Annotated in this window: 17 protein-coding genes; 13 read left to right on the forward strand and 4 right to left on the reverse strand. The window is 38.5% G+C overall.

The annotated features are described in order from the left end of the window. The first annotated feature begins 73 nt into the window (after positions 1–73). Both PVV57_RS00245 and secB read left to right on the forward strand, forming a co-directional pair. Positions 74–568 (forward strand): FxsA family protein, encoded by a 495-nt coding sequence (locus PVV57_RS00245; RefSeq protein ID WP_273717494.1) that lies wholly within the window; start codon positions 74–76, stop codon positions 566–568. Between the two features lie 143 nt (positions 569–711). Continuing rightward, on the forward strand, positions 712–1,188 hold the full coding sequence (secB, locus tag PVV57_RS00250; protein WP_273717493.1) for a protein-export chaperone SecB: 477 nt from the start codon (positions 712–714) through the stop codon (positions 1,186–1,188). A 65-nt stretch (positions 1,189–1,253) separates the two neighbouring features. On the opposite strand, the gene PVV57_RS00255 is transcribed toward secB, so the two are convergent. Continuing rightward, on the reverse strand, positions 1,254–3,554 hold the full coding sequence (locus tag PVV57_RS00255) for an NADP-dependent malic enzyme (RefSeq protein WP_273717492.1): 2,301 nt from the start codon (positions 3,552–3,554) through the stop codon (positions 1,254–1,256). Between the two features lie 196 nt (positions 3,555–3,750). On the opposite strand from PVV57_RS00255, the gene mutS reads away from it, so the two are divergent. Then, positions 3,751–6,495: a DNA mismatch repair protein MutS gene (mutS, locus tag PVV57_RS00260; RefSeq protein ID WP_273717491.1), complete on the forward strand. Its 2,745-nt coding sequence runs from the start codon at positions 3,751–3,753 to the stop codon at positions 6,493–6,495. Positions 6,496–7,090: 595 nt separating this feature from the next. Here the strand turns inward: mutS and ilvD are convergent. The 3 genes from ilvD to PVV57_RS00275 all read right to left on the reverse strand — a co-directional run bounded on the left by ilvD (position 7,091) and on the right by PVV57_RS00275 (position 10,739). Beyond that, the gene (gene ilvD, locus PVV57_RS00265) at positions 7,091–8,929 is read right to left on the reverse strand and encodes a dihydroxy-acid dehydratase (RefSeq protein ID WP_273717490.1); all 1,839 of its coding nucleotides are present in this window, start codon (positions 8,927–8,929) and stop codon (positions 7,091–7,093) included. A gap of 1,100 nt (positions 8,930–10,029) precedes the next feature. Next, positions 10,030–10,281 carry a DUF1150 domain-containing protein gene (locus PVV57_RS00270; RefSeq protein WP_183193592.1) on the reverse strand — a complete coding sequence of 84 codons (252 nt, stop codon included), beginning with the start codon at positions 10,279–10,281 and terminating at the stop codon, positions 10,030–10,032. Positions 10,282–10,307: 26 nt separating this feature from the next. Then, positions 10,308–10,739, reverse strand: coding sequence for an Hsp20 family protein (locus PVV57_RS00275; protein ID WP_273717489.1), 432 nt, complete (start codon positions 10,737–10,739; stop codon positions 10,308–10,310). A gap of 120 nt (positions 10,740–10,859) precedes the next feature. Here PVV57_RS00275 and nth point away from each other — a divergent pair, with 120 nt between their 5' ends. From nth to PVV57_RS00325, 10 genes are all read left to right on the forward strand, one after another. Then, positions 10,860–11,621 carry an endonuclease III gene (gene nth / locus PVV57_RS00280; RefSeq protein WP_275064822.1) on the forward strand — a complete coding sequence of 254 codons (762 nt, stop codon included), beginning with the start codon at positions 10,860–10,862 and terminating at the stop codon, positions 11,619–11,621. A gap of 154 nt (positions 11,622–11,775) precedes the next feature. Beyond that, complete coding sequence (gene rpmI / locus PVV57_RS00285; RefSeq protein ID WP_005774429.1) at positions 11,776–11,979, forward strand: 50S ribosomal protein L35; 204 nt, start codon at positions 11,776–11,778, stop codon at positions 11,977–11,979. Between the two features lie 33 nt (positions 11,980–12,012). Beyond that, positions 12,013–12,414 carry a 50S ribosomal protein L20 gene (rplT, locus tag PVV57_RS00290; RefSeq protein WP_012230420.1) on the forward strand — a complete coding sequence of 134 codons (402 nt, stop codon included), beginning with the start codon at positions 12,013–12,015 and terminating at the stop codon, positions 12,412–12,414. Between the two features lie 95 nt (positions 12,415–12,509). Further along, entirely contained in the window at positions 12,510–13,592 is a 1,083-nt protein-coding gene (pheS, locus tag PVV57_RS00295; RefSeq protein ID WP_273717488.1) for a phenylalanine--tRNA ligase subunit alpha, read from the forward strand. 31 nt (positions 13,593–13,623) lie between these two features. Continuing rightward, positions 13,624–16,038 (forward strand): phenylalanine--tRNA ligase subunit beta, encoded by a 2,415-nt coding sequence (pheT, locus tag PVV57_RS00300; RefSeq protein ID WP_273783206.1) that lies wholly within the window; start codon positions 13,624–13,626, stop codon positions 16,036–16,038. 1,574 nt (positions 16,039–17,612) lie between these two features. Beyond that, positions 17,613–18,521 carry a metal ABC transporter substrate-binding protein gene (locus PVV57_RS00305; RefSeq protein WP_273717486.1) on the forward strand — a complete coding sequence of 303 codons (909 nt, stop codon included), beginning with the start codon at positions 17,613–17,615 and terminating at the stop codon, positions 18,519–18,521. After that, entirely contained in the window at positions 18,518–19,348 is an 831-nt protein-coding gene (locus PVV57_RS00310; RefSeq protein ID WP_273717485.1) for a manganese/iron ABC transporter ATP-binding protein, read from the forward strand. The genes PVV57_RS00305 and PVV57_RS00310 overlap by 4 nt, the downstream gene beginning before the upstream one ends. Further along, positions 19,345–20,211 (forward strand): metal ABC transporter permease, encoded by an 867-nt coding sequence (locus PVV57_RS00315; RefSeq protein WP_273717484.1) that lies wholly within the window; start codon positions 19,345–19,347, stop codon positions 20,209–20,211. The genes PVV57_RS00310 and PVV57_RS00315 overlap by 4 nt, the downstream gene beginning before the upstream one ends. Further along, positions 20,208–21,113 carry a metal ABC transporter permease gene (locus PVV57_RS00320; RefSeq protein WP_273717483.1) on the forward strand — a complete coding sequence of 302 codons (906 nt, stop codon included), beginning with the start codon at positions 20,208–20,210 and terminating at the stop codon, positions 21,111–21,113. The genes PVV57_RS00315 and PVV57_RS00320 overlap by 4 nt, the downstream gene beginning before the upstream one ends. Before the next feature lie 459 nt (positions 21,114–21,572). After that, on the forward strand, positions 21,573–21,959 hold the full coding sequence (locus tag PVV57_RS00325; protein ID WP_273783208.1) for a YbaN family protein: 387 nt from the start codon (positions 21,573–21,575) through the stop codon (positions 21,957–21,959). Positions 21,960–22,525: the final 566 nt, after the last annotated feature.

Raw genomic sequence — 22,525 nt, forward strand, 5'->3', positions numbered from 1 at the left:
TATTTTTATAGATTTTATATAAGGAGTACTCTTTAAGAATTTCTCCCCTCCTCATCCAGAAGGAAATTTTCATGTGATAAAACTTTATTCTATAAATCCTCGTTTTTTTGTCGTTATTTTGCTCTGTATTCTTTTAATTGAGATCGCTGGTTTTATCTTTGTTGGTCAAGAAATTGGCATTTTGGCAACTTTGAGTTTGGTTATTCTCACAACCATAGTTGGGGTGGTTTTATTGCGAATTCAAGGATTTAGCCTTTTAAAAAACATACAAAGTGAACTTATCCAAGGACGCACATTAGAAAACAATATTATTCATGATGCTTGCATCATGTTTAGTGCGATTTTACTTATTCTTCCCGGCTTTGTAACTGATCTCTTGGGCATATTACTTCTTATTAAACCAATTCGCTCTGTTGCTTGGCATTTCTTTACATCATTAAAAAACACAATGAAGCCCAATACGAAAAGAAAAAATGACTCTGAAAAAATAATTGATCTTAACGCTGAAGATTACAAAATTCATGATACGACAGAATCTCCATGGCGCAAAAATGATGATAACCATTGAAATACCTAAAAAATCTGTAATGACCGAAAAAAAATAATCAAGATAAAGAGCGCATTCCTTGCAACCTTTTGCAAGGCGTGATAACCAATTCGATCTTTAGATCTAAAATAATATACATAATTGTAATGAGAGAGGTTCGTCGTATGGCCGAAGGTGAAATGAACAACAGTGGTGGAGAGCCGGTTTTTGCTGTATTAACGCAATATTTAAAAGATTTATCATTCGAGAATCCAGGCGCTCCTCATTCATTGCGTGCGCGTGAAAAATCACCACAAATTGATATCAATATTAATGTCAATGCTAACCCAATTGGGGATGACAATTATGATGTCGTCTTGTCTCTCTCCGTCAAAGCTAATGATGACACTGAAACCTTATTTCATGTAGAACTAATTTACGGTGGTGTTTTCCACCTTAAAAACATTCCACAAGAACATGTTATGCCACTGGTCTTTATTGAATGTCCCCGTCTTTTATTTCCATTTACTCGCCAAATTATATCTGATGCTACTCAAAATGGTGGTTTTCCACCTTTGTGGATTGATCCTATTGATTTTGCAGCCCTCTTCCAAAAGCGTCTCGCTGAAGAACAAAAAGACAATCAAATACAGCCATCTTAAAAATTTATTCCTTTGCTATCATAAAGCCCCTTGATATATTATGATCTACGAGGGGCTTTTTTCCTTTAGGTGACTTTTGCTGCATGATAAGCTGCAAGCATTGCAATATTGACAACATCTGTATCGTTACCACTAAACGGTACAATTTGGACAGATTTTTTCAATCCAATTAAAATAGGACCAATGATGGTCGCTTCACCAAGTTCTTGTAACATTTTACTTGCAATGGAAGACGCGTGATATCCGGGCATAACCAAAATGTTAGCGGGCTCTTTTAATCCCATAAATGGATATTGCTGCATCAATTTTGAATTAAGCGCTACATCAGCACTCATTTCTCCATCAAACTCAAAATCAACTTTACGCTCATGCAAAATATTAATCGCATCCTGAATTTGCTGTGTAACCTTCCCTTTCATATAACCAAACGTAGAAAATGCTAAAAACGCAACCCTTGGGTGATATCCAAATCCACGCACAAACAAAGCGGTTTGTTCTGCTATATCTGCAAGTTCTTCAGCATTAGGATTTTCATAAACAGCAGTATCCGCAATAAATACAGTTCGGCCACGGCAAATAGCTATTGAAATACCAATCAATCGTTCTTTTGGTTTTTCATCAATTGCCCGACGTATATCAATCAGCGCTGTTTCATAATTGCGTGTCACCCCTGTAACCATTGCATCCGCATCTCCTAGTGCCACCATACACGCAGCAAAATAATTTCGATCATTATTGATACGTCGATGACAATCACGCAACAGCCAGCCTTGACGCTGCATCTTTTTATAAAGATAATTCGCATAAGCATCGGTACGACAGGAAAGCTTAGCATTCATCAGTGAGATACCTTCACGCTCCAAATCAATTCCAGCGATAACAGCCGTTTCTCTTACTTGCTCTTCACGACCAACCAAAATCGCTTGTCCTAATTTTTGATGAACATAGGAAACGGCAGCCCGCATGACTTGCTCTTCTTCACCTTCTGCAAAGACAATTTGTTTTGGTGCTTGACGAACATGGTGATAAACCCCTCGCATCATCGAAGAAATAGGATCACGTCTCGCTTTCAAATCGCGCTCATAAGCCTCTAAATCATCTATGCTCTTTTGCGCGACACCGCTTTCCATTGCTGCTTTTGCTACCGCACTTGAAACAACCGTGAATAAACGCGGATCAAAAGGAACAGGGATGATATAATTAGGACCAAATTTTAATCGCTTTCCGCGATAGGCTTCTGCAACGCTGTCAGGAACTTCCTCATGTGCTAAATCGGCAAGGGCCCTCGCCGCAGCAATTTTCATCTCTTCATTAATAACCGTTGCACGTACATCAAGTGCACCACGAAATATATAAGGGAAACAGAGAACATTATTAATCTGATTTGGATAATCGGAACGCCCTGTTGCTACAATGGCATCCTGACGCACTTGCAAAACCTCTTCCGGCGTAATTTCTGGATCAGGATTGGCCATGGCAAAAATAATTGGCTTTGGCGCCATAGATTTTACCATTTCAGCAGTTAGTGCACCTTTAGCAGAAACCCCGAAAAATATATCTGCCCCTTCCATTGCTTCCATAAGCGTACGTTTATCCGTTCGAACAGCATGCGCCGATTTCCACTGATTCATTCCCTCTTTACGTCCTTCATAAACCACACCCTTTGTATCACATAATATGATATTTTCAGAACGAAAGCCCATCGCTTTAATCAGCTCAATACAAGCAATCCCAGCAGAACCAGCACCATTACAGACTAACCGTGTGTTTTGCATATCGCGCCCTGTTAAAATCAAAGCATTAAGAACACCAGCAGCTACAATGATTGCTGTACCGTGTTGATCATCGTGAAAAACAGGAATATTCATCACCTCACGTAGGCGACTTTCAATCATAAAGCACTCAGGCGCCTTAATGTCTTCAAGATTAATGCCACCAAAAGAGGGCTCTAAATGACGCACCAAATTGATAAAACTTTCCGTATCGTTGATATCAATTTCTAAATCAATGGAATCAATATCCGCAAAACGCTTAAAAAGCACTGCTTTGCCTTCCATGACCGGCTTAGAGGCAAGGGCGCCTAAATTTCCTAACCCTAAGATAGCTGTACCATTTGAAATAACAGCAACAAGATTGCCTTTTGCTGTATAATCGTAAGCTAGCGCTGGATTTTGAGCAATTGCCTTAACTGGAACTGCAACACCCGGTGAATAAGCAAGGGCTAAATCATGCTGTGTTGTCATAGACTTTGTTGCAACAATCTCAAGCTTTCCTGGTCGACCTCGACTATGAAAATCAAGAGCTTCTCGTTCGCTCGCACTGTAAATCGTTTGGGGTGTTTTTTGATCCTGCTCGCTCTTTTTCATCTCACTTTATTTTCTCCAAAAACAGTGTAAATTTTGCTTGATAATGCGTATAATCATTAAATTTGATTCATATGTTAGAAATCGCTATTCTTTGCCTTAGCAAATCTGATGATGTGTTGCAATTTAGAGATAAATAAATATCGAAGTAAACAAAAAAGAGCAAAAGCCTCACTGAAAGAGAACAGGCCAGGTAAAAATGGATAAAAAAAACGACCATCAAAATAATTTAATTCCACAGCCTGCTTCCCTCTCTGCTTCCTCCCAAGAACGTCTTACACCTATGATGGAGCAATACATAGAAATCAAAGCCGTCCATCATGATTCCCTTCTTTTTTACCGAATGGGAGATTTTTATGAATTATTTTTTAATGATGCAATTGAAGCTGCTCAAGCTTTAGGAATCACACTCACAGCACGCGGAAAACATTTAGGGCAAGATATTCCTATGTGTGGTGTTCCCGTTCATGCTGCAGACGATTATTTGCAAAAACTGATTGCTTGTGGTTATCGCGTTGCTGTTTGTGAACAAACAGAAGATCCTGCTGAGGCAAAAAAACGGGGCTCAAAATCTGTCGTTCGGCGTGATGTTGTTCGCCTTGTAACCCCTGGAACAATAACAGAAGAAAAACTCCTTGATCCAACACGCGCAAATTATTTGATGACACTTTCCCGTATAAAAACCGGCGATGGAGAAGAATTTGCCCTTTCTTGGATTGATATTTCAACAGGTATATTTCGTGTAACAGAAAGCCGTCAAGAAAAACTTTTAGCAGATATTATGCGTGTGGATCCGCAAGAAATCATTGTTGCTGATTCCTTTTTTTATGATAAATCGCACAAATCACTTTTTAATATTCTTGATCGTATCGTTGCACCTCAACCGGCTTGTCTCTTTGATACCCTCACCGCTGAACGCGATATTTGCACTTATTTTAAACTTTCAACGCTTGAAGGTGTTGCCGATTATTCACGCTGTGAACTCTCTGCCATCGTAGCTGCTATTCGTTATATCGAAAAAACACAAATCACGCATCGTCCTCCTCTCATGCAACCTGAGCGCCAAAATGAAAGTGCTACCCTTTTTATTGATGCCGCAACCAGACTAAGCCTTGAGCTTATTCGAACGACATCAGGTCAACGGGATGGAAGCCTATTAAAAGCTATTGATCGCACTGTAACAGGGGGGGGATCTCGCCTTCTCATCGATCGCCTTATTTCTCCTCTCACAACCCCTTCAGCGATTGATACACGTTTGGATTCTATTGATTTTTTTCTCCGTAATCCTTCTCTTGCAGAAGCGATAAAGCTCACTTTAAAAGGGGGACCAGATATGCCCCGCGCTGTTTCACGTTTGGCTCTTGGACGAGGAGGTCCCCGTGATATGGCAACGATTCAGCGCGGCTTTGAAATCATTCGTGAAATTCACCAGCTTCTTAATAATGAGCTCCTGCCTCAAGAAATAAGTGATATACAACAGGTGTTTTCAAATCTACCCGTTGCTTTACATTGCCATTTAGACCAAGCATTAGCCGATGATCTCCCACTACTTAAACGTGATGGTGGTTTTATTCGTTCCAATTATCATAAAGTGCTCGATGAAATGCGTGCTTTACGGGATGAATCGCGCCGTGTCATTGCTGAACTTCAAGCGCAATATGCCCAAGAAACAGATATTAAGACGCTAAAAATAAAGCATAATAATATTCTAGGCTATTTCATTGAAGTTACCAATATACAAGCATCTGCCCTTACAAATAATCCACAAGCTAAAGCACGTTTTATTCATCGGCAAACAATGGCAAACGCTATGCGTTTTACGACAACAGAGCTTGCTGATCTTGAAAGTCGTATTGCCCATGCTGCCAACCACGCCTTGACACTTGAACTGGAAATCTTTGATGCTCTTGTTCAGGAAATTATTGAACAAGTTGATTTTATTCGTAAAGCCGCTGAAGCGCTTGCTATTTTAGATGTTTCTGTCGCTTTAGCACATCTTGCTGAGGAACAAGGATATTGCCGCCCTAAAATTGATCATTCACTGACCTTTCATATCAGCGGGGGACGCCATCCTGTTGTTGAGCAAGCACTCCGCAAACAAGCAGCAGAACCCTTTGTTGCCAATAATTGTGATCTCTCTGTGCAAGAAAATCAGCAATATGCAGCAATCTGGCTTTTGACAGGGCCTAATATGGGAGGAAAATCAACTTTTTTACGGCAAAATGCTCTCATTGCTATTATGGCGCAAATGGGGTCCTTTGTTCCAGCAACCTCAGCGCATATTGGCGTCGTTGATCGCCTTTTTAGTCGCGTTGGTGCTTCCGATGATCTTGCACGAGGGCGCTCAACCTTTATGATGGAAATGGTTGAAACAGCAACGATTCTCAATCATGCTAGTAACCATTCTCTTGTTATTCTCGATGAAATAGGACGTGGAACTTCAACCTTTGACGGGCTTTCTATTGCTTGGGCAGCCGTTGAATATCTCCATGAAGTTAACCACTGTCGTGCTATTCTTGCTACCCATTTTCATGAAATGACTGCTCTTACCGAAAAACTTGACAGACTGCATAATGTAACCATGAAAGTCAAAAATTGGAATGGTGATGTGGTTTTTCTTCATGAGGTCACACCAGGAGCCGCTGACCGATCCTATGGGGTACAAGTTGCAAAGCTTGCTGGGCTTCCTCCAGCCGTTATTACACGAGCGACAGATGTCCTCCATCAATTAGAACAAGGTGAAATGGCTGGAAAAGGGCATAAACTCATTGATGACTTACCACTCTTTTCTCTTAAAGCAACCTCTCCCCTCAACGAAGAGAGAAACAAACATGATGCACTTCACGAAGCTTTAAAAAATATTCATCCCGATGAACTCTCCCCTAAGCAAGCTTTAGAAGCAATTTATCACCTCAAACAGCTTGAAAAGAATACCCCCCTATAAAAAATAGATGTTCTTTTTTATTAAAAAGCTTTCTTAATAGGAAATTACCAGTCCCCTTTTTTGATAGGTTTTAGTATAAAATCGCTCTTCACTCGTTCCTATTCTCTTTTCTGCACAACATATTTTGATAAGCATAGAGAGAAAAAACGGACCTATCCTCATATTTCCTTAGATCAAGGCTAACTTTTATACAAAAAAATTAATCAATATCGACGCTTTTTACAAAACAGTCATTTTTTACAAAGATTGTTATGAAATTTTCTCTCTCCTGCGAATAAACATGTTTAATGAATCATACTTTTTCACGATCAATATTACTGTTATCGTAATTATTTTTATCATAGAAGCAGCTTTGGTCTAAAGCTGTCTGTGTTGGAATACCACCCAAATTTGCATGATAAATTCATAGATAATGAAGTTATCCATTTTCTTCACATTTTAAACGATAAAGAGCTCTTTATACCGGTTTTACATAGGTTTTATAAGTGAATCTTGCTTCTTTTTATTTTCTTAAAAGACCTTTGAACTCCTTCCCGTATCTCAAAAAATGAAGATTTTCACTCTCTCTTTTTTATAAAACGCGTCCTTCATCTCATCAAATATTACGAACTGCACCCTTTGCTGCAGATGTTGTCATCGCAGCATAAGCTTTGAGAGCCTTTGAAACTTTACGCTGACGCTTCTCAACCGGTTGCCAAGCATCTTTTCCTTTTGCTTCCATCTTAGCACGACGCTGCTTCATCTCAACATCATCAACCAACATATGAATGCTACGGTTTGGAATATCAATTTCTATGATATCCCCTTCTTCCACCAGCGCAATTTCTCCTCCTTCAGCCGCTTCTGGTGAAACATGTCCTATCGAGAGCCCTGAGCTGCCCCCTGAAAAACGTCCATCCGTAACAAGTGCACAAACTTTGCCCAATCCTTTAGATTTGAGATAACTCGTGGGATAAAGCATTTCTTGCATTCCAGGTCCCCCACGTGGTCCTTCATAACGGATTAAAACAATTTCACCTGTTTTAATTTTATCATTTAAAATTGCTGAAACAGCTGAATCTTGACTTTCAAAAATTCTTGCTGGACCTTTAAAAGTCAAAATTGATTGATCAACGCCTGCTGTTTTTACAATACAGCCATCTTTGGCTAGATTTCCATAAAGAACTGCCAATCCTCCATCTTGTGAATAGGCATGTTCCTTATCGCGGATCACTCCTTTTTCACGATCAAGATCAAGAGTCTCATAGCGACAAGATTGGCTAAAAGCTCTCTGTGTTGGAATACCCCCTGGAGCAGCACGATAAAATGTACGAACTGTTGGTTCACTGGTTTGTTTTATATCCCAATAATCAAGAGCTTCTTTCATCGTTTTTGCATGAACCGTATAAGTTGATGTATCAATGAGTCCCGCCGCATCTAGTTCGCCTAAAAGCCCCATAATACCTCCCGCGCGATGAACATCTTCCATATGGACATTCGCAACAGCAGGTGCAACCTTGCATAAAACTGGAACACGACGTGAAAGGTGATCGATATCCGTCATGGTAAAATCCACCTCACCTTCCTGCGCCGCTGCTAAAAGATGCAGTACTGTATTGGTTGATCCTCCCATGGCTATATCAACGGTCATGGCATTTTCAAAAGCCTTGCGTGAAGCAATAGAGCGTGGCAAAACTGTTTCATCATCATTTTCATAATAACGCTTGACCAATGCAACAATCTGCCTTCCAGCTTCTTCAAAGAGCATCTGTCGATCTCTATGTGTTGCTAACACGGATCCATTTCCAGGAAGCGAAAGCCCCAAGGCTTCCGTTAAGCAATTCATGGAATTGGCCGTAAACATTCCTGAACAAGAACCACATGTAGGACAAGCAGCACGCTCCATTTCAGCAACTTCTTCTTCTGAATTCAGATCTGAAGCGGCAGCAACCATGGCATCAACCAAATCAACCCTTAAATCTTGATCTTTCCATTTAATCTTACCGGCTTCCATAGGACCGCCTGAAACAAAGATTGTTGGAATATTCAACCGTAAAGCAGCCATTAACATTCCAGGGGTAATTTTGTCACAATTAGAAATACAGACAAGAGCATCCGCACAATGGGCATTGACCATATACTCTACAGAATCAGCAATAATTTCACGTGAGGGCAAAGAATAAAGCATTCCATCGTGCCCCATCGCAATTCCATCATCGACAGCAATGGTATTAAACTCTTTTGCAACACCACCGGCAATTTCTATCTGTTGTGCAACCAATTGTCCAAGATCTTTTAGATGGACATGCCCTGGTACAAATTGTGTAAAAGAATTCGCAATCGCAATAATGGGTTTACCAAAATCTGTATCTTTCATCCCTGTTGCACGCCAAAGTCCGCGAGCTCCTGCCATATTACGCCCGTGAGTCGATATTCTTGAACGGTAAGAAGGCATTATTTTTTTCCCCTCAAATAATTCCATTTCGCTTGTTGTGCTGTAACTTCACTCTAAAAACAAGAACTTTAATATTTAAAAGAGAAAAATACCTTGTACTGAAGCATTTGAAACACAAAATTAAAAACACTGTATAAGCTTCTTCATAAAGCTCTATTGTTTTATTACCTGCCCATTAACATCTAATCCCAGCGCCCCTGCACGTTTGAGACAAATATCAAAACAATTCAATACAACACGAACTGTTCCAGATTTTTACATGCCAGATTTAGTGAATATATTGCACCGACCTGTTTGCGTAATTTCTGAAACAATAAAACAGCTTTATTGGTAAAGAATATGAAAGCCTAATGGTATAAAAACTTACCAACTCCTTACATTTCAGCTTTACGCCTTTTAAAAGCATCCATAGCGATATCTTAAATAATGATGGCACATTGTCTCATACTTTTGTTTTTCACATTCTTCAATGAAGTCACGCCCCTTACGAAGAATAGAATACTCAACAAAATACACTCATCCTTCCAATTCACGCACTCGTTTTAAAGAAGTATCTCTACGCTGCTCTAGCCTATTTCATCACCAAGCGCGTGAGTAATCTAACGGCCCCATAAATAAATAAAACTTATAGAGCACCACTACCTTTACACTTATGTAAAGAAAAATTTGGAAAAATCATATACTTCGATAATTCCCAATGTTACAAAAGTCTTTGGCAATTAAGACAATTCATAAGAGGCATATTCCTTCCTTCACGTATTTTTACCTATACTCCAACTCTACTTATGACTGAAAAACAAGCAATTTAAATTGATCAATATAAGAGAACCTTAAACGAGAGAATCTCATGATTTTGGGGACTCATTCCAGTTGAAAAAATCAATTATAAATACTCATCACTATTTTATTGAGTAATAACGCACATTGCATCAGGATGCCAATCCTTTTAAGCTCCCCTCCACACAATACCAAGACACCACCCGCCCTCACCACAAAGGAAGGAAAAAGTCCAACAATACCGCTAAATAGCTTAATACCCTTTAATTGAAAAAAAACGGATAAAATTTATAAAGAGCTTAAGTTTTTTCTCATCAAGCAATCTAGTGCAGAGTTACAATTTGGAGCTCATGCTCATTGGCTCCAGCAAGGGCAATAGAGCGTTCATCGGATAAAATGATAGGATAACCTGTTTCACCAAAAAGCGCCCATATGGTAATCCCTGGGGTCATGGGGGGAAGATCTGGAAAATTTTTAGCCAGATCATCTGTACAAACCTTTTTTAAATAGGCAATCTGTCCTGTATCAGAGTAGGACGTATTCTGAAACGATAAGCTTTGTTTATGTTCTCCCATTTCACTGTTCCTTTACGCCTTAACTTTTATGTCTCACCACTACTGGCTTTAATTGGAATCTGTTTTATTTCTTTTTTTAATTTTGGTTGATACAGACTAATTGATAAAAGACCATTTTTCAACTCGGCATTTGTGACATTCATCCCTTCCGCGAGGACAAAGGTCCGCTGGAATTGTCGCGCGGCTATACCGCGATATAAATATTGATGATTTTGATTGTCTGTTTGTTTACCATGAATAACCAATTGATTATCATCGAGTAAAATATTAAGATGATTAATCTTAAATCCAGCAACGGCCAAAGTTATCCGGATATGATTTGCATCATCGTTTTTATGTAAACGTTCAATATTATAGGCTGGGTAAGCCTCATCAGCCTTACCGATACGTTGTAATATTTTTTCTACGGTTTCAAATCCTAAAAGAAAAGGATTGGAGAAAGGTGTCACATGTGTCATTCATGAGTATCCTCTTTAAAGCGGCTTTACTTGACCAAACTCTATATAAAATGTTCGCTGCATTCTTCTCATATGGCGAGCGCGCATGATAACTTCAAGAGAGAAGATTAAGAGAGTTCAATGCCTCAAAGTAACATAAAAATACCTCGAAATACCATAAAATTGTCAAAGGTGCGAAATTTATCTGGTATATTATATGATGAAGATGAAATTACAGAAATATTTCGCCGTTTTTCTGTGCAACGCCCAACCCCTAAGAGTGATCTTAACTATATAAATACTTTTACGCTTTTGGTTGCCGTGGTTCTTTCAGCTCAAGCGACAGATATAAGCGTTAATAAAGCGACAAGAGAACTCTTTCGCCTTGCTGATCGACCAGAAAAAATGGTTGCATTAGGGGAAGAAGAAATCGCACATCATATCCGTTCAATTGGTCTTTGGCGTGCAAAAGCACGCAATGTTTATGCACTTTGTAACTGTTTAATGGACCAATATGGCGGTCAAGTCCCTGATACGCGTGAAGCACTTATGGCTCTTCCGGGCGTGGGGCGTAAAACAGCTAATGTTGTTTTGAATGTTGCTTTTGGTCAGCCTACATTGGCGGTCGATACACATATTTTTCGCTTAAGCAATCGTCTTGGTTTGGCGCCTGGCAAAACACCAGAGATTGTTGAGAAAAAATTATTAAAAATTATACCGGTTCATTATCTTCGTCATGCACATCATTGGCTGATTTTACATGGACGCTATATTTGCCAAGCACGTAAGGCACAATGTACGCAATGCATTATTGCTGATTTATGTAAAGCCGCAAGCAAAACAAATGCTATTCCAGCACCTTTGGTTGAAATTCAAGGCAATGGAGCGCCGATTTTTTTGTAATACGCTCTTGATATTTTGTTTAGACTAGCTTATGAAAGCGCTTTTGAAGAGCCGCCCGGCAGGGCATGCCGTGGCTGTTTAGATGCTTGTTCAAGCGTTGGTCCGCTTGAGTAAATAAAAGTTTGATTGATCAATTAATGTATGGAGTAGCAAAATGCCCAAGATGAAGACCAAATCATCCGCTAAAAAGCGGTTTAAAATCACTGCGTCAGGCAAAATTAAAGTAGCAGCCGCCGGTAAGCGCCACGGTATGATTAAGCGTTCGAATAAATTTATTCGCGATGCACGTGGAACAATGGTTTTATGTGAACAAGATGCTAAAAAAGTTATTCAGCATTATTTGCCGAATGGTCATTAAACCTTGCGCTTTTGATTTTGAGGAGATTATAATATGGCACGTGTGAAAAGAGGTGTGACAGCACACGCTAAGCACAAAAAAGTTCTTAAACAAGCTGAAGGCTTTTACGGTCGACGTAAAAATACTATTCGTGCCGCTAAGGCAGCCGTTGATCGTTCAAAGCAATATGCTTATCGTGATCGCAAAAATAGAAAACGTACTTTCCGTGCTTTGTGGATTCAGAGAATTAATGCGGCTGTTCGTGCAGAAGGTTTAACTTATGGACGCTTTATTGATGGCTTATCAAAAGCCGGTATTGAAGTTGATCGTAAAGTTCTTTCAGATATAGCAATCTATGAGGCGGAAGCATTTTCTGCTTTAGTCGCTTCGGCAAAAAAAGCTTTAGAATATTTAAAAGATACAACACCTAATGCTTTTGAAGGCGCTGTCAAGTAAGCCAGTCGTGTTCTCTTAAAGCATTTATTTATTCGAGGTCCCGTGCTGGCTATTGCGAGTGCGGGTTTTCTTTTATTAAAAAAATAGGCAAAAATATGAACGATATTGAGCGTCTGGAACAAGAAATTTGTTTAGCCTTAGAGGCAGCTAGTGATGAACAGGCACTTGAAGAAGTGCGTATTGCAGCATTAGGTAAAAAGGGCAGCATCTCTGAAAAACTAAAAGCATTAGGAAAAATGGAGGCTAGCGAGCGCCAAAAAGTTGGACCCGTTCTTAATGGGTTAAAAAATCGTATTTTAGAATTATGGGCGCAAAAGCGTGATCTTCTAAAAAGACAAGCAATGGATGCTCGTCTTTCTCGTGAAACGGTTGATATTACCTTACCTGTTCGCTCTTCGCCTATGGAACGGGGGCGTATTCATCCTATTTCACAAGTGATTGAGGAAATTATCGCCATTTATACGAAATTGGGTTTTTCTCTTGCAGAAGGGCCAGATATTGAAACAGATTATTATAATTTTACGGCATTGAATTTTCCTGAAGGGCATCCAGCACGTGAAATGCATGATACCTTCTTTTTTGATGTTGATAAAATGGGAGAACGCAAATTATTGCGGACCCATACATCACCCGTACAAATTCGCACACTGGAAAAACAAAAAGCACCCATACGGATCATTATTCCTGGAAAAACTTACCGCATGGATTCGGATGCAACACATTCACCCATGTTTCATCAGGTCGAAGGCCTTGTCATTGATAAAACCTCGACCATTGCTCATATGATGTGGCTGCATGAAACCTTTTGTAAAGAATTTTTTGAAGTTGCTTCAGTAAAAATGCGTTTTCGTCCCTCTTTTTTCCCCTTTACCGAACCATCTATGGAAGTTGATATTCAATGTGATCGTTCTGGCTCAGAAGTAAAGTTTGGCGAAGGACAGGATTGGTTAGAAATTTTAGGATGCGGAATGATACATCCTCATGTGTTGAAAAATGTTGGTTTGGATCCCGATGAATATCAAGGCTTTGCATGGGGAATGGGCATTGATCGTATTGCCATGTTGAAATACGGTATGCCTGATTTACGGGCTTTTTTTGATGCTGACCTGCGTTGGCTAGACCATTATGGCTTTCGTTGCTTTGATATGCCTGCTTTTTTTCCTAATAGAAATGTGTGATCTTATCATCGCTTTCATGTGAGGTTTTAAAATGAAATTTACTTTGTCGTGGTTAAAAGATCACTTAGAGACAGATGCATCTTTGGATGAAATTTGTGAAAAACTAACAGCTATCGGTCTTGAGGTTGATCACGTTGATGATCGCTCTTCTTTAAAAGAATTTGTTATTGCGAAAGTTTTAACGGCAGTAAAACATCCTGATGCAGATAAACTCCAAATTCTTTCAGTCGATACGGGAACTGGTACACCTGTTCAAGTTGTCTGTGGCGCACCAAATGCACGTGCTGGACTTGTTGGTGTCCTTGCACGACCAGGCACTTATGTTCCAGGACTTGATGTAACATTATCTGTAGGAAAAATCCGCGGCGTTGAGAGTTTTGGGATGATGTGTTCACAAGCAGAGCTTGAATTATCAAATGAGCATGATGGGATTATCGAACTTCCAGAAGATGCACCTATTGGGGGAGCATTTGCAGCTTATGCTGGTCTCGATGATCCGATCATTGATATTGGTTTGACCCCCAATCGCTCTGATTGCACAGGTGTTCGTGGTATTGCCCGTGATCTTGCTGCTGCTGGAATCGGACAATTAAAAGAATTGTCTTTACCAAAATTTGAAACTTCCTTTGATACACCTCTCGGCGTTTCATTAGATTTTTCGCAAACTTCATCGTTATGTTTAGGCTTTACTTGGCGTGAAGTATGTAATGTTCAAAATGGCGCATCACCGCAATGGATGCAACAGCGTTTAAGTGCAATTGGTTTAAGACCGATTAATGCGCTGGTTGATATGACTAATTACATCAGTTTTGACCTTGGTCGTCCGCTTCATGTTTTTGATGCTGATAAGATTAAAGGGAATTTGTATGTACGTTGTGCTCGTGAAGGAGAGAAACTTCAAGCACTTAATGGAAAAATCTATCATTTGAGCGTTCAGGATTGTGTCATTGCAGATGAAGAAGGTGTTGTTTCGATTGCCGGTATCATGGGTGGAGAAAGAACGAGTTGTGATGAAACAACACGGCGCGTTATTATTGAATCGGCGCTTTGGAATGCGCAAAGCATCGCACAAACAGGGCGAACATTAGGTCTTATCAGTGATGCACGTTATCGGTTTGAACGGGGTGTTGATCCAGATTTTATGGAAACAGGGCTTGAGATTGCAACAGAATTGGTCTTACGTCTTTGTGGCGGTGAAGTCTCTAAGGCGAAAATTGTGGGCTATCAGCAACAAGAAACCCAACAGATCGCTTTTCCTTTTTCTGAAATTAAACGTTTGACACATTTGGAAATAGAGCCTGCAAAAGTCATCTCTATTTTAACGAAACTTGGATTTTTCGTTGAGGGAAAAGGAGATATCGTTACAGTAAAGGTACCATCATGGCGTCCTGATATTATGGGTAAAGCCGATTTGGTGGAAGAAGTTATGAGAATTTATGGGTTAGATAAAATTAAGCCTATTCCTTTGGAAAACTTCGCAGAAGAAAAAGATCAAGTTTTAACATGCGCGCAAATTCGTTCACGCGCTACCCGTTTGGCTCTAGCACATCGCGGTATGAAAGAAGCGGTAACGTGGTCTTTTATCTCTGAAAATCAAGCTCTTGCTTTTGGTGGAGGTCAAGCAGAGCTTAAATTGGTCAACCCTATTGCCGCTGATATGTCAGTGATGCGGCCTTCTCTTTTACCTGGTTTGCTTATGGCAGCACAGAGAAATGCTGATCGTGGTTTTTCTGATCTTGCCTTGTTTGAAGTTTCTAGCATTTATGAAGGTAATACCCCTGATAAACAACGCCGTGTTGTAAGTGGGATTCGTCGTGGCACAGAGCAATTTGAAGGCGCTGGGCGTTTTTGGAATGGAAATGCAACCGCCGTTGATGTTTTTGATGCCAAAGCAGATGCTTTAGCCGTTTTAGAAGCATGCGATATAGATGTTGGGAAAGTGCAGATTGAAGTTGGCGCCCCTGATTGGTATCATCCAGGTCGTTCAGGAGTCATAAAACTTGATTCAAAAATTATTCTTGGTTTTTTTGGTGTTCTTCATCCAGCGACCTTAGAAAAATTAGATATCAGCGGTCCTTTATGCGGCTTTGAAATTTTTCTCGATCAAATTCCAGAACCAAAGAAAAAAACAACGAAAAGCCGTCCTCCCTTGAAATTATCGCCATTTCAAATGGTGCGGCGTGATTTTGCATTTATCGTTGATAAAACGATTGCTTCTTCTCTTATTGTTCGTGCTGCTCAAGGAGCTGATAAAAAACTGATTCATTCCGTGCAAGTTTTTGATCTTTTTGAAGATCAAAGCCTTGGTGAAGATAAAAAATCCGTTGCCATTGAAATTGTTATTCAACCGATTGAACGCACTCTGACAGACAAGGACCTAGAAGAAATTGCTACAAAAGTAATAGAAAATGTCACTAAAATGACAGGCGCTTATCTTCGTCGTTGAGTATTTTTCAATTACTTTTATAAAGACAGGAGCACTTTTGAGTGCTCCTTTATTTTTTAAGGGTTTAAGATCTATAGAATTCTTTTTAAAGAGAACTTTATCACAATACATTGATTTATAATGATAATTTTCAAATAAAGTCCGTAATATTATAAGACTCATCATTTCAAATCCCCTTTGAATGAATCAAAATCTTTTATCCTCAATACCTTAAAGTGGAGTGGTTGTTTAGAAACAATAAAAAAGGAGTAAAAAATGCTCCTTATACATGCTCTCAAATGCCAAAACCTATCGCAATATTTAAGAATTGATCATGCGACATTGGGATTGAAAAAATAAAAATGGTACCGCATTTTGTAAAGTCAATGATTGGGCTCAATGGATCTCATCCCCTTTGAGGTATGTGCCTTAGAGCTATTGCCATGAGATGAATATAAGATGTTTTGTTAAAACAAGTGCATGAATGACATGATAAGCCTCTTGTTTTGAGCGTTCTGTTGTTTGTGAAGGCTGTAATCTCATTGGAAAATGAGAATAGAAACATGGGGGCAATATGCATTCCATGAATTAAAAGACATTGCTTGAAATGCTTTTGAAAAGCACACAAATTACATAATCGCTGTAAATAACTTGATGAACCTGATCTATTAGAACCACCAGTAACATACTAAGACCCTTTGCATTTTCAAAATTCATTTCACGTAAAGCCAAATTAAAAAGGGAAAATAACCAGGAGATGATTTCTACTTTGCATCTTTATATTTTTCTAAAGAAGTTGCATCTGCATTTCAAAAGACAAATTCAAAAAACTGTAATATTTTTTGCTCCATTTTAGCAGATAAAAGCGAGAATTGCTTATAAAGCTTTTAAACGTAATATTTTTTCAAATGTGTGCTTGTTTTAAGAAACATATTTTAGTGCTTCTAAGTTTGTTTCACGACAGCATCCGTGAATGGTATGATTAAAGTTTTATTCTGCATGATCTTCTTTATGCTTCGTAAAGGGCAAATTGGCTTCATCATACTCTCTTTTCTAGTGTCCATATAGGCAACAAGCCCTTATATTTGCGAAAGGCCATAAAGAAGGATTTTTACTCCTTTTTATCGTTTTTGTTCACAGACTCATTCTGCTTGGAATGAACAAGTAAAAGGTAGTCTTTGATTCGTAATAAAAGGGGTTAAAATGAAAAAAAACTATTATATTCAGATCATTAACTTAATAAAATGATACATTACCCTTATAAATTAATATGTTATCATTGGGATTAGATGTTGATTAATCAGCAATAAAAAAAGACACAGTCTTTATGAGATAAAAAGTGCCATAAAACATAAGTTTACCAGCAACAAATGAGAAAGGTATCTCAGCTTTTTATAAAATGCTTTGCAAAACAACAAAACAATTCTTCTTTAAAATCATCCATTTTTTCAAGATGAATTTTCAAAGCAAGAAAGAATTGTTTTTAAAGGGCTTGAAAAGTTAATTTTTGTAAAAATCCTTCATTGCAAATGCAAAAAATAACTGTTATTGCTAAATGATAATGCAAATCATTCGCAATAAAAAAGAGAAAATTAATGAATATAAAAAAGATTTTTACTCTAATTCTGGGAAGTTTTATTTTTTTTACTCCCAATTTAGCAGTATGTGCTGGTAAATTTAAAGCTGTTACAACATTCACCATTATTGCTGATATGGCGCGAAATGTAGCCGGTGATGCCGCTGATGTTGAATCAATCACGAAGCCAGGTGCTGAAATTCATGAATATCAACCCACCCCACGTGATCTCATGCGTGCGCAAGGCGCAAACCTTATCTTGTGGAATGGATTAGAATTAGAACTTTGGTTTGAAAAGTTTTTTCAAAATATCAAGGATGTTCCAAGTGTCGTTGTTTCAGAAGGTGTTGTACCAATTACCATTGGTGAAGGGCCCTTTAGTGGTAAACCCAATCCCCATGCATGGATGTCACCGACTTCTGCTCTGATTTACGTTGATAATATTCGTGATGCTTTTGTAAAGTACGATCCTGAGCATGCTACTATTTATAAAGAAAATGCCGAAATTTATAAACAGAAGATTCGCGCAACGATTGATCCAATCAGAGCGGAATTGCAAGCGGTACCTCAAGATAAGCGTTGGCTTGTAACGAGTGAAGGTGCATTTAGTTATTTGGCACGTGATTTTGATTTGAAAGAGCTTTATTTATGGCCAATCAATGCTGACCAGCAAGGAACACCACAACAGGTTAAGCATGTTATTGATATGGTTCGCAAATACAATATCCATGCAGTTTTTTCTGAAAGCACAATTTCTCCAGCACCTGCAAAACAAGTGGCAAGAGAAACAGGAGCTAAATACGGTGGTGTTCTCTATGTTGATTCTCTGAGTGAGAAAAATGGTGAGGTCCCCACTTATATTGACTTATTACGTGTCACGAGTGGTCGTATTAGCAAAACCTTATTAGAGGGAGTAAAAAACCAATGACGGAATGTGGAATATTTGCCCAAGGGGTAACGGTAACTTATCGTAATGGACATACAGCTTTACGCGAAGTAAATTTTGAAAGTCCAAAGGGGTCTATTACAGCATTGGTTGGCGTTAATGGATCCGGTAAATCAACATTATTTAAAGCGATTATGGGGTTTGTACGCCCCTCAAAAGGAAAAATTCGCATGTTTGATTTGCCAGTTGATATAGCTTTGAAAAAAAACCTTATTGCTTATGTTCCTCAAAGTGAAGATGTAGATTGGAATTTTCCTGTTCTGGTTGAAGATGTTGTCTTGATGGGGCGGTACGGTCATATGAATTTCTTTCGCTATGCCAGCGCACGAGATTATGAAGCCGTTCGTGTCGCCTTGGAACGCGTTGATATGTTGCCTTTTGCCAAGCGCCAAATCGGAGAACTTTCTGGTGGACAGAAAAAGCGCGTTTTTCTAGCACGTGCTCTGGCACAGAAAGCAAAAGCTATTTTATTAGATGAGCCGTTTACAGGGGTTGATGTTACAACAGAAGATAAAATCATTGCTTTGTTACAAGATCTTCGTAAAGAAGGAGCAGTAATCTTGGTCTCTACCCACAATTTAGGCTCTGTTCCGGAATTTTGTGATCATACAGTTTTAATAAAAGGAACCGTTTTAGCTTCTGGGTTAACGGAAAAAATCTTTACAAAGGAAAATCTGGAGAAAACTTTTGGAGGTTCTTTGCACCACCATATTTTTGATCTTCAAAGCACGAAAAAAAATAGTGTTTTCATGGGAGGAAAACAGTCTGCAGTTTGTGAAAGTATTGAAAGAATGGAGCACGTTGCATGATTTCTTGGTTGCTTGAGCCTCTGAGCTATCAATATATGGTGAATGCAATGTGGGTTTCTGGGTTAGTTGGGTGTGTTTGTGCCTTTCTTTCGGCTTTTTTGATGTTAAAAGGTTGGTCATTGATTGGTGATGCGCTATCCCATTCTATTGTTCCTGGTGTCGCAGGGGCTTACCTTTTAGGGTTGCCTTTTTCACTTGGCGCTTTTTTTTCTGGTGGTCTTGCTGCGGCAGCAATGTTGTTTTTTAATCAGCGGACAAAACTGAAAGAAGATACCATTATTGGTCTCATTTTTTCTTCCTTTTTTGCCTTTGGATTATTTCTCAAATCATTAAAACCAATGGCTGTTAATATTGATACGATTGTTTTAGGAAATATTTTAGCCGTTAGTTCATCAGATATTATACAATTGGCTTGTATTGGTTTTTTCTCTTTACTTATATTACTTTTGAAATGGAAAGACCTCCTTGTCTCTTTATTTGATGAAACACACGCACGTGCCATTGGATTGAACGTAAAGTTTTTAAAGATTCTCTTTTTCACACTGCTTGCTGCTTGTACTGTTGCTGCTATGCAAACGGTTGGCGCATTTTTGGTCATTTGTTTGGTTGTGACGCCTGGAGCAACAGCTTATCTTTTAAGTGATCGTTTTGTGAATATCTTGGTTATTGCAGTTATAATTGGCACATTCACAAGCGTATTAGGTGTTTATGTGAGTTATTTTTTGAATGCACAAACGGGGGGCGTTGTCGTGCTTTTTCAAGCATCCTTATTTATGTTAGCTTTTATTTTTGCTCCTAAACACGGGTATATTGCTGCGCGTTTACGTATAAATGCAGCAAAAAAAGGTGTGATGTTATCATGATTGATCAATTACTACTTCCTTTCCAGTTTTCTTTTATGCTGAAAGGCATGCTTATTGTTATGATCCTTTCTATTCCAATGGCAATGCTTTCTTGTTTTCTTATTTTGAAAGGATGGGCACTGTTAGGTGATGCCATTTCCCATGCAGTATTTCCAGGTGTTGTTGTTGGTTATATGACAACACCGTGGGTGATAGCATTTTTAGCTTCTTTGCCATTTGCTTGGTTCCAACATATGCGCCCAGAGAATATTACAATGACTTTGATTACTTGCGGTGCTTTTGTTGCGGGTATGGTTTGTGCACTTACAACAGGTTTTTTGGGAAGCAATAGTCGTATCAAACAGGATACAGTGATGGGTGTTGTTTTTTCATCGATGTTTGGTTTAGGGCTTGTTTTGGCGACATCTATCTATAGTAGCCTAGATTTAAATCATATTCTATTTGGTAACCTGTTAGGCGTTAATTGGCTTGATATTACGCAGACAGCGATCATTTCTGCCATTGTTACTTTTACTTTAGGGGCAAAATGGCGCGACTTTATGCTGTATATTTTTGATTCAGTACAAGGTCGTGCAATGGGATTGCGAATATCACTGCTCCACTATACGCTTCTCACGATGATTTCTCTTACAATTGTTGCAGCTTTGAAAGCGGTTGGAATTGTGCTTGTTATTTCTTTACTGATAGCACCAGGAGCAATTGCCTATCTTGTCACAAAACGGTTTTCTTTTATGTTAATGATCGCGATACTTGTTGCAGCTTTTTCTGGTTTTTTAGGGATTTATCTCAGCTTATTTATCGGCTCTGATTCTGCTTCCACAATCGTGTTGATCTTGACATTGATTTTTATTACTATTTTCATGATGATTTTCTTTCGTCCAAACACAATTCAAGAAACTTGATGGTGATAAAATTTATGCATATCAGCCATGCATTTTTATATATTGTTTCTCATGCCTATTTTAATTAGATGTTGAATCGCTAGGTTATTTTTCCTCCTAATGTCTAGCAAGTGAATGCAGTACGTATTCTCCCCCCCCCCCCAACGCTGCATTCTTAATTAAGAGGCTGCATTGATTTATTCTGCAGCCTTTTTATTTTTTTACTTTTCTAAAGTCTCCTCTTATTTCTTGAAATCATTTAAAATGATTATCGTATTGCAAAGCTATTTAGTATCTTGAAGGAACTTATGAAAGTCAAAGACACTTACACATAGAAATGTTGGAGAGGAGAAATAGTGGAGAGGAGAAATAGTGGAGAGGAGAAATAGTGGAGAGGGATTGTCCACTCAAACATATGAACAGTGACACAGATACAATTTTTTGTGTAAAGTTTTACGTGGAGGAAAATAATAAGAGAGAATGAAGAAATATTTCAAGATATCACACCCTTTGCGCCTCTGCTATTATATAGCAGGGTGGGCAATGGTTATATTAGGTATTATCGGTGTGGTATTACCTATTATGCCAACTTTGCCTTTTTTATTGGTTGCCTCATGGTGTTTTACGCGTTCTTCTCCACGTTTTCATCAGTGGTTGAATAATCATCGTATTTTTGGTCCCCCTCTTAAACGATGGGAAGAAAGAAGAGCGATCTCTCCATTTGTTAAAATTTTTGCAGTGATGAGTATGACAGGGGGAGGATTATCCTTTTTCGTGATGGTACACCCACCTTTATGGATTTCTTTACTTGTTGCCGTTATATTATTGTCGATTGCTATTTATATTGTGACACGTCCATCTTCATAATGACAGAAAAGACTTCATGAGATGCTCTTTTTAGTTTTGTCTTATTTGTTAGAACGATAAGAGGTACTTTTCCTTCAAATTTTAGAAATAACCTCTTCGTACTCAAAATGCGTATGAAATAAAAGCTTTTTAAAAGCAATTGATTAATGATATGTTTGTGAAATAATTTTTATGAGCAAAGAAAATTATGCTCTCCCTTAAAACTCATAAAAAGTTGCTTTGTAAACAATGATAAATTACATTCATCAAGAGGCTTTATTTTTGTAAAGTATGCTCGTACGAGTTTCTATATACATCTCTATTGAAAACGCATTGATATTATATCTTTTTTCTAACAAGATATTTCGTTTGTTTTCATATCTCTTGATGAGGACATCATACAAAGTTTATTAAACCCCATCATTTTATACTTATACGGTTAAGAAGCCTGCCTATTATAGGCAATCTTTAGTATTCTCCCAACTTATGGCTCAAGGATAAGTCATAAGAAACAACAGAGTTTTGTTCAAATGGCTTTATACATCCACGTATTCTTGTGATGATATGCACGTAAATAAATTTTCTGA

Origin of the sequence: Bartonella sp. AU15XJBT (assembly GCF_028618615.1) — a bacterium.
In the GTDB taxonomy this organism is placed as follows: domain Bacteria; phylum Pseudomonadota; class Alphaproteobacteria; order Rhizobiales; family Rhizobiaceae; genus Bartonella.

What these genes read in the sequence shown, in the direction of transcription:
- secB (WP_273717493.1), top strand. Translation starts at nt 712, where the DNA reads ATGGCCGAAGGTGAAATGAACAACAGTGGTGGAGAGCCGGTTTTTGCT.
- PVV57_RS00255 (WP_273717492.1), bottom strand. Translation starts at nt 3,554, where the DNA reads ATGAAAAAGAGCGAGCAGGATCAAAAAACACCCCAAACGATTTACAGT.
- mutS (WP_273717491.1), top strand. Translation starts at nt 3,751, where the DNA reads ATGGATAAAAAAAACGACCATCAAAATAATTTAATTCCACAGCCTGCT.
- ilvD (WP_273717490.1), bottom strand. Translation starts at nt 8,929, where the DNA reads ATGCCTTCTTACCGTTCAAGAATATCGACTCACGGGCGTAATATGGCA.
- PVV57_RS00270 (WP_183193592.1), bottom strand. Translation starts at nt 10,281, where the DNA reads ATGGGAGAACATAAACAAAGCTTATCGTTTCAGAATACGTCCTACTCT.
- PVV57_RS00275 (WP_273717489.1), bottom strand. Translation starts at nt 10,739, where the DNA reads ATGACACATGTGACACCTTTCTCCAATCCTTTTCTTTTAGGATTTGAA.
- nth (WP_275064822.1), top strand. Translation starts at nt 10,860, where the DNA reads ATGCCTCAAAGTAACATAAAAATACCTCGAAATACCATAAAATTGTCA.
- rpmI (WP_005774429.1), top strand. Translation starts at nt 11,776, where the DNA reads ATGCCCAAGATGAAGACCAAATCATCCGCTAAAAAGCGGTTTAAAATC.
- rplT (WP_012230420.1), top strand. Translation starts at nt 12,013, where the DNA reads ATGGCACGTGTGAAAAGAGGTGTGACAGCACACGCTAAGCACAAAAAA.
- pheS (WP_273717488.1), top strand. Translation starts at nt 12,510, where the DNA reads ATGAACGATATTGAGCGTCTGGAACAAGAAATTTGTTTAGCCTTAGAG.
- pheT (WP_273783206.1), top strand. Translation starts at nt 13,624, where the DNA reads ATGAAATTTACTTTGTCGTGGTTAAAAGATCACTTAGAGACAGATGCA.
- PVV57_RS00305 (WP_273717486.1), top strand. Translation starts at nt 17,613, where the DNA reads ATGAATATAAAAAAGATTTTTACTCTAATTCTGGGAAGTTTTATTTTT.
- PVV57_RS00310 (WP_273717485.1), top strand. Translation starts at nt 18,518, where the DNA reads ATGACGGAATGTGGAATATTTGCCCAAGGGGTAACGGTAACTTATCGT.
- PVV57_RS00315 (WP_273717484.1), top strand. Translation starts at nt 19,345, where the DNA reads ATGATTTCTTGGTTGCTTGAGCCTCTGAGCTATCAATATATGGTGAAT.
- PVV57_RS00320 (WP_273717483.1), top strand. Translation starts at nt 20,208, where the DNA reads ATGATTGATCAATTACTACTTCCTTTCCAGTTTTCTTTTATGCTGAAA.
- PVV57_RS00325 (WP_273783208.1), top strand. Translation starts at nt 21,573, where the DNA reads ATGAAGAAATATTTCAAGATATCACACCCTTTGCGCCTCTGCTATTAT.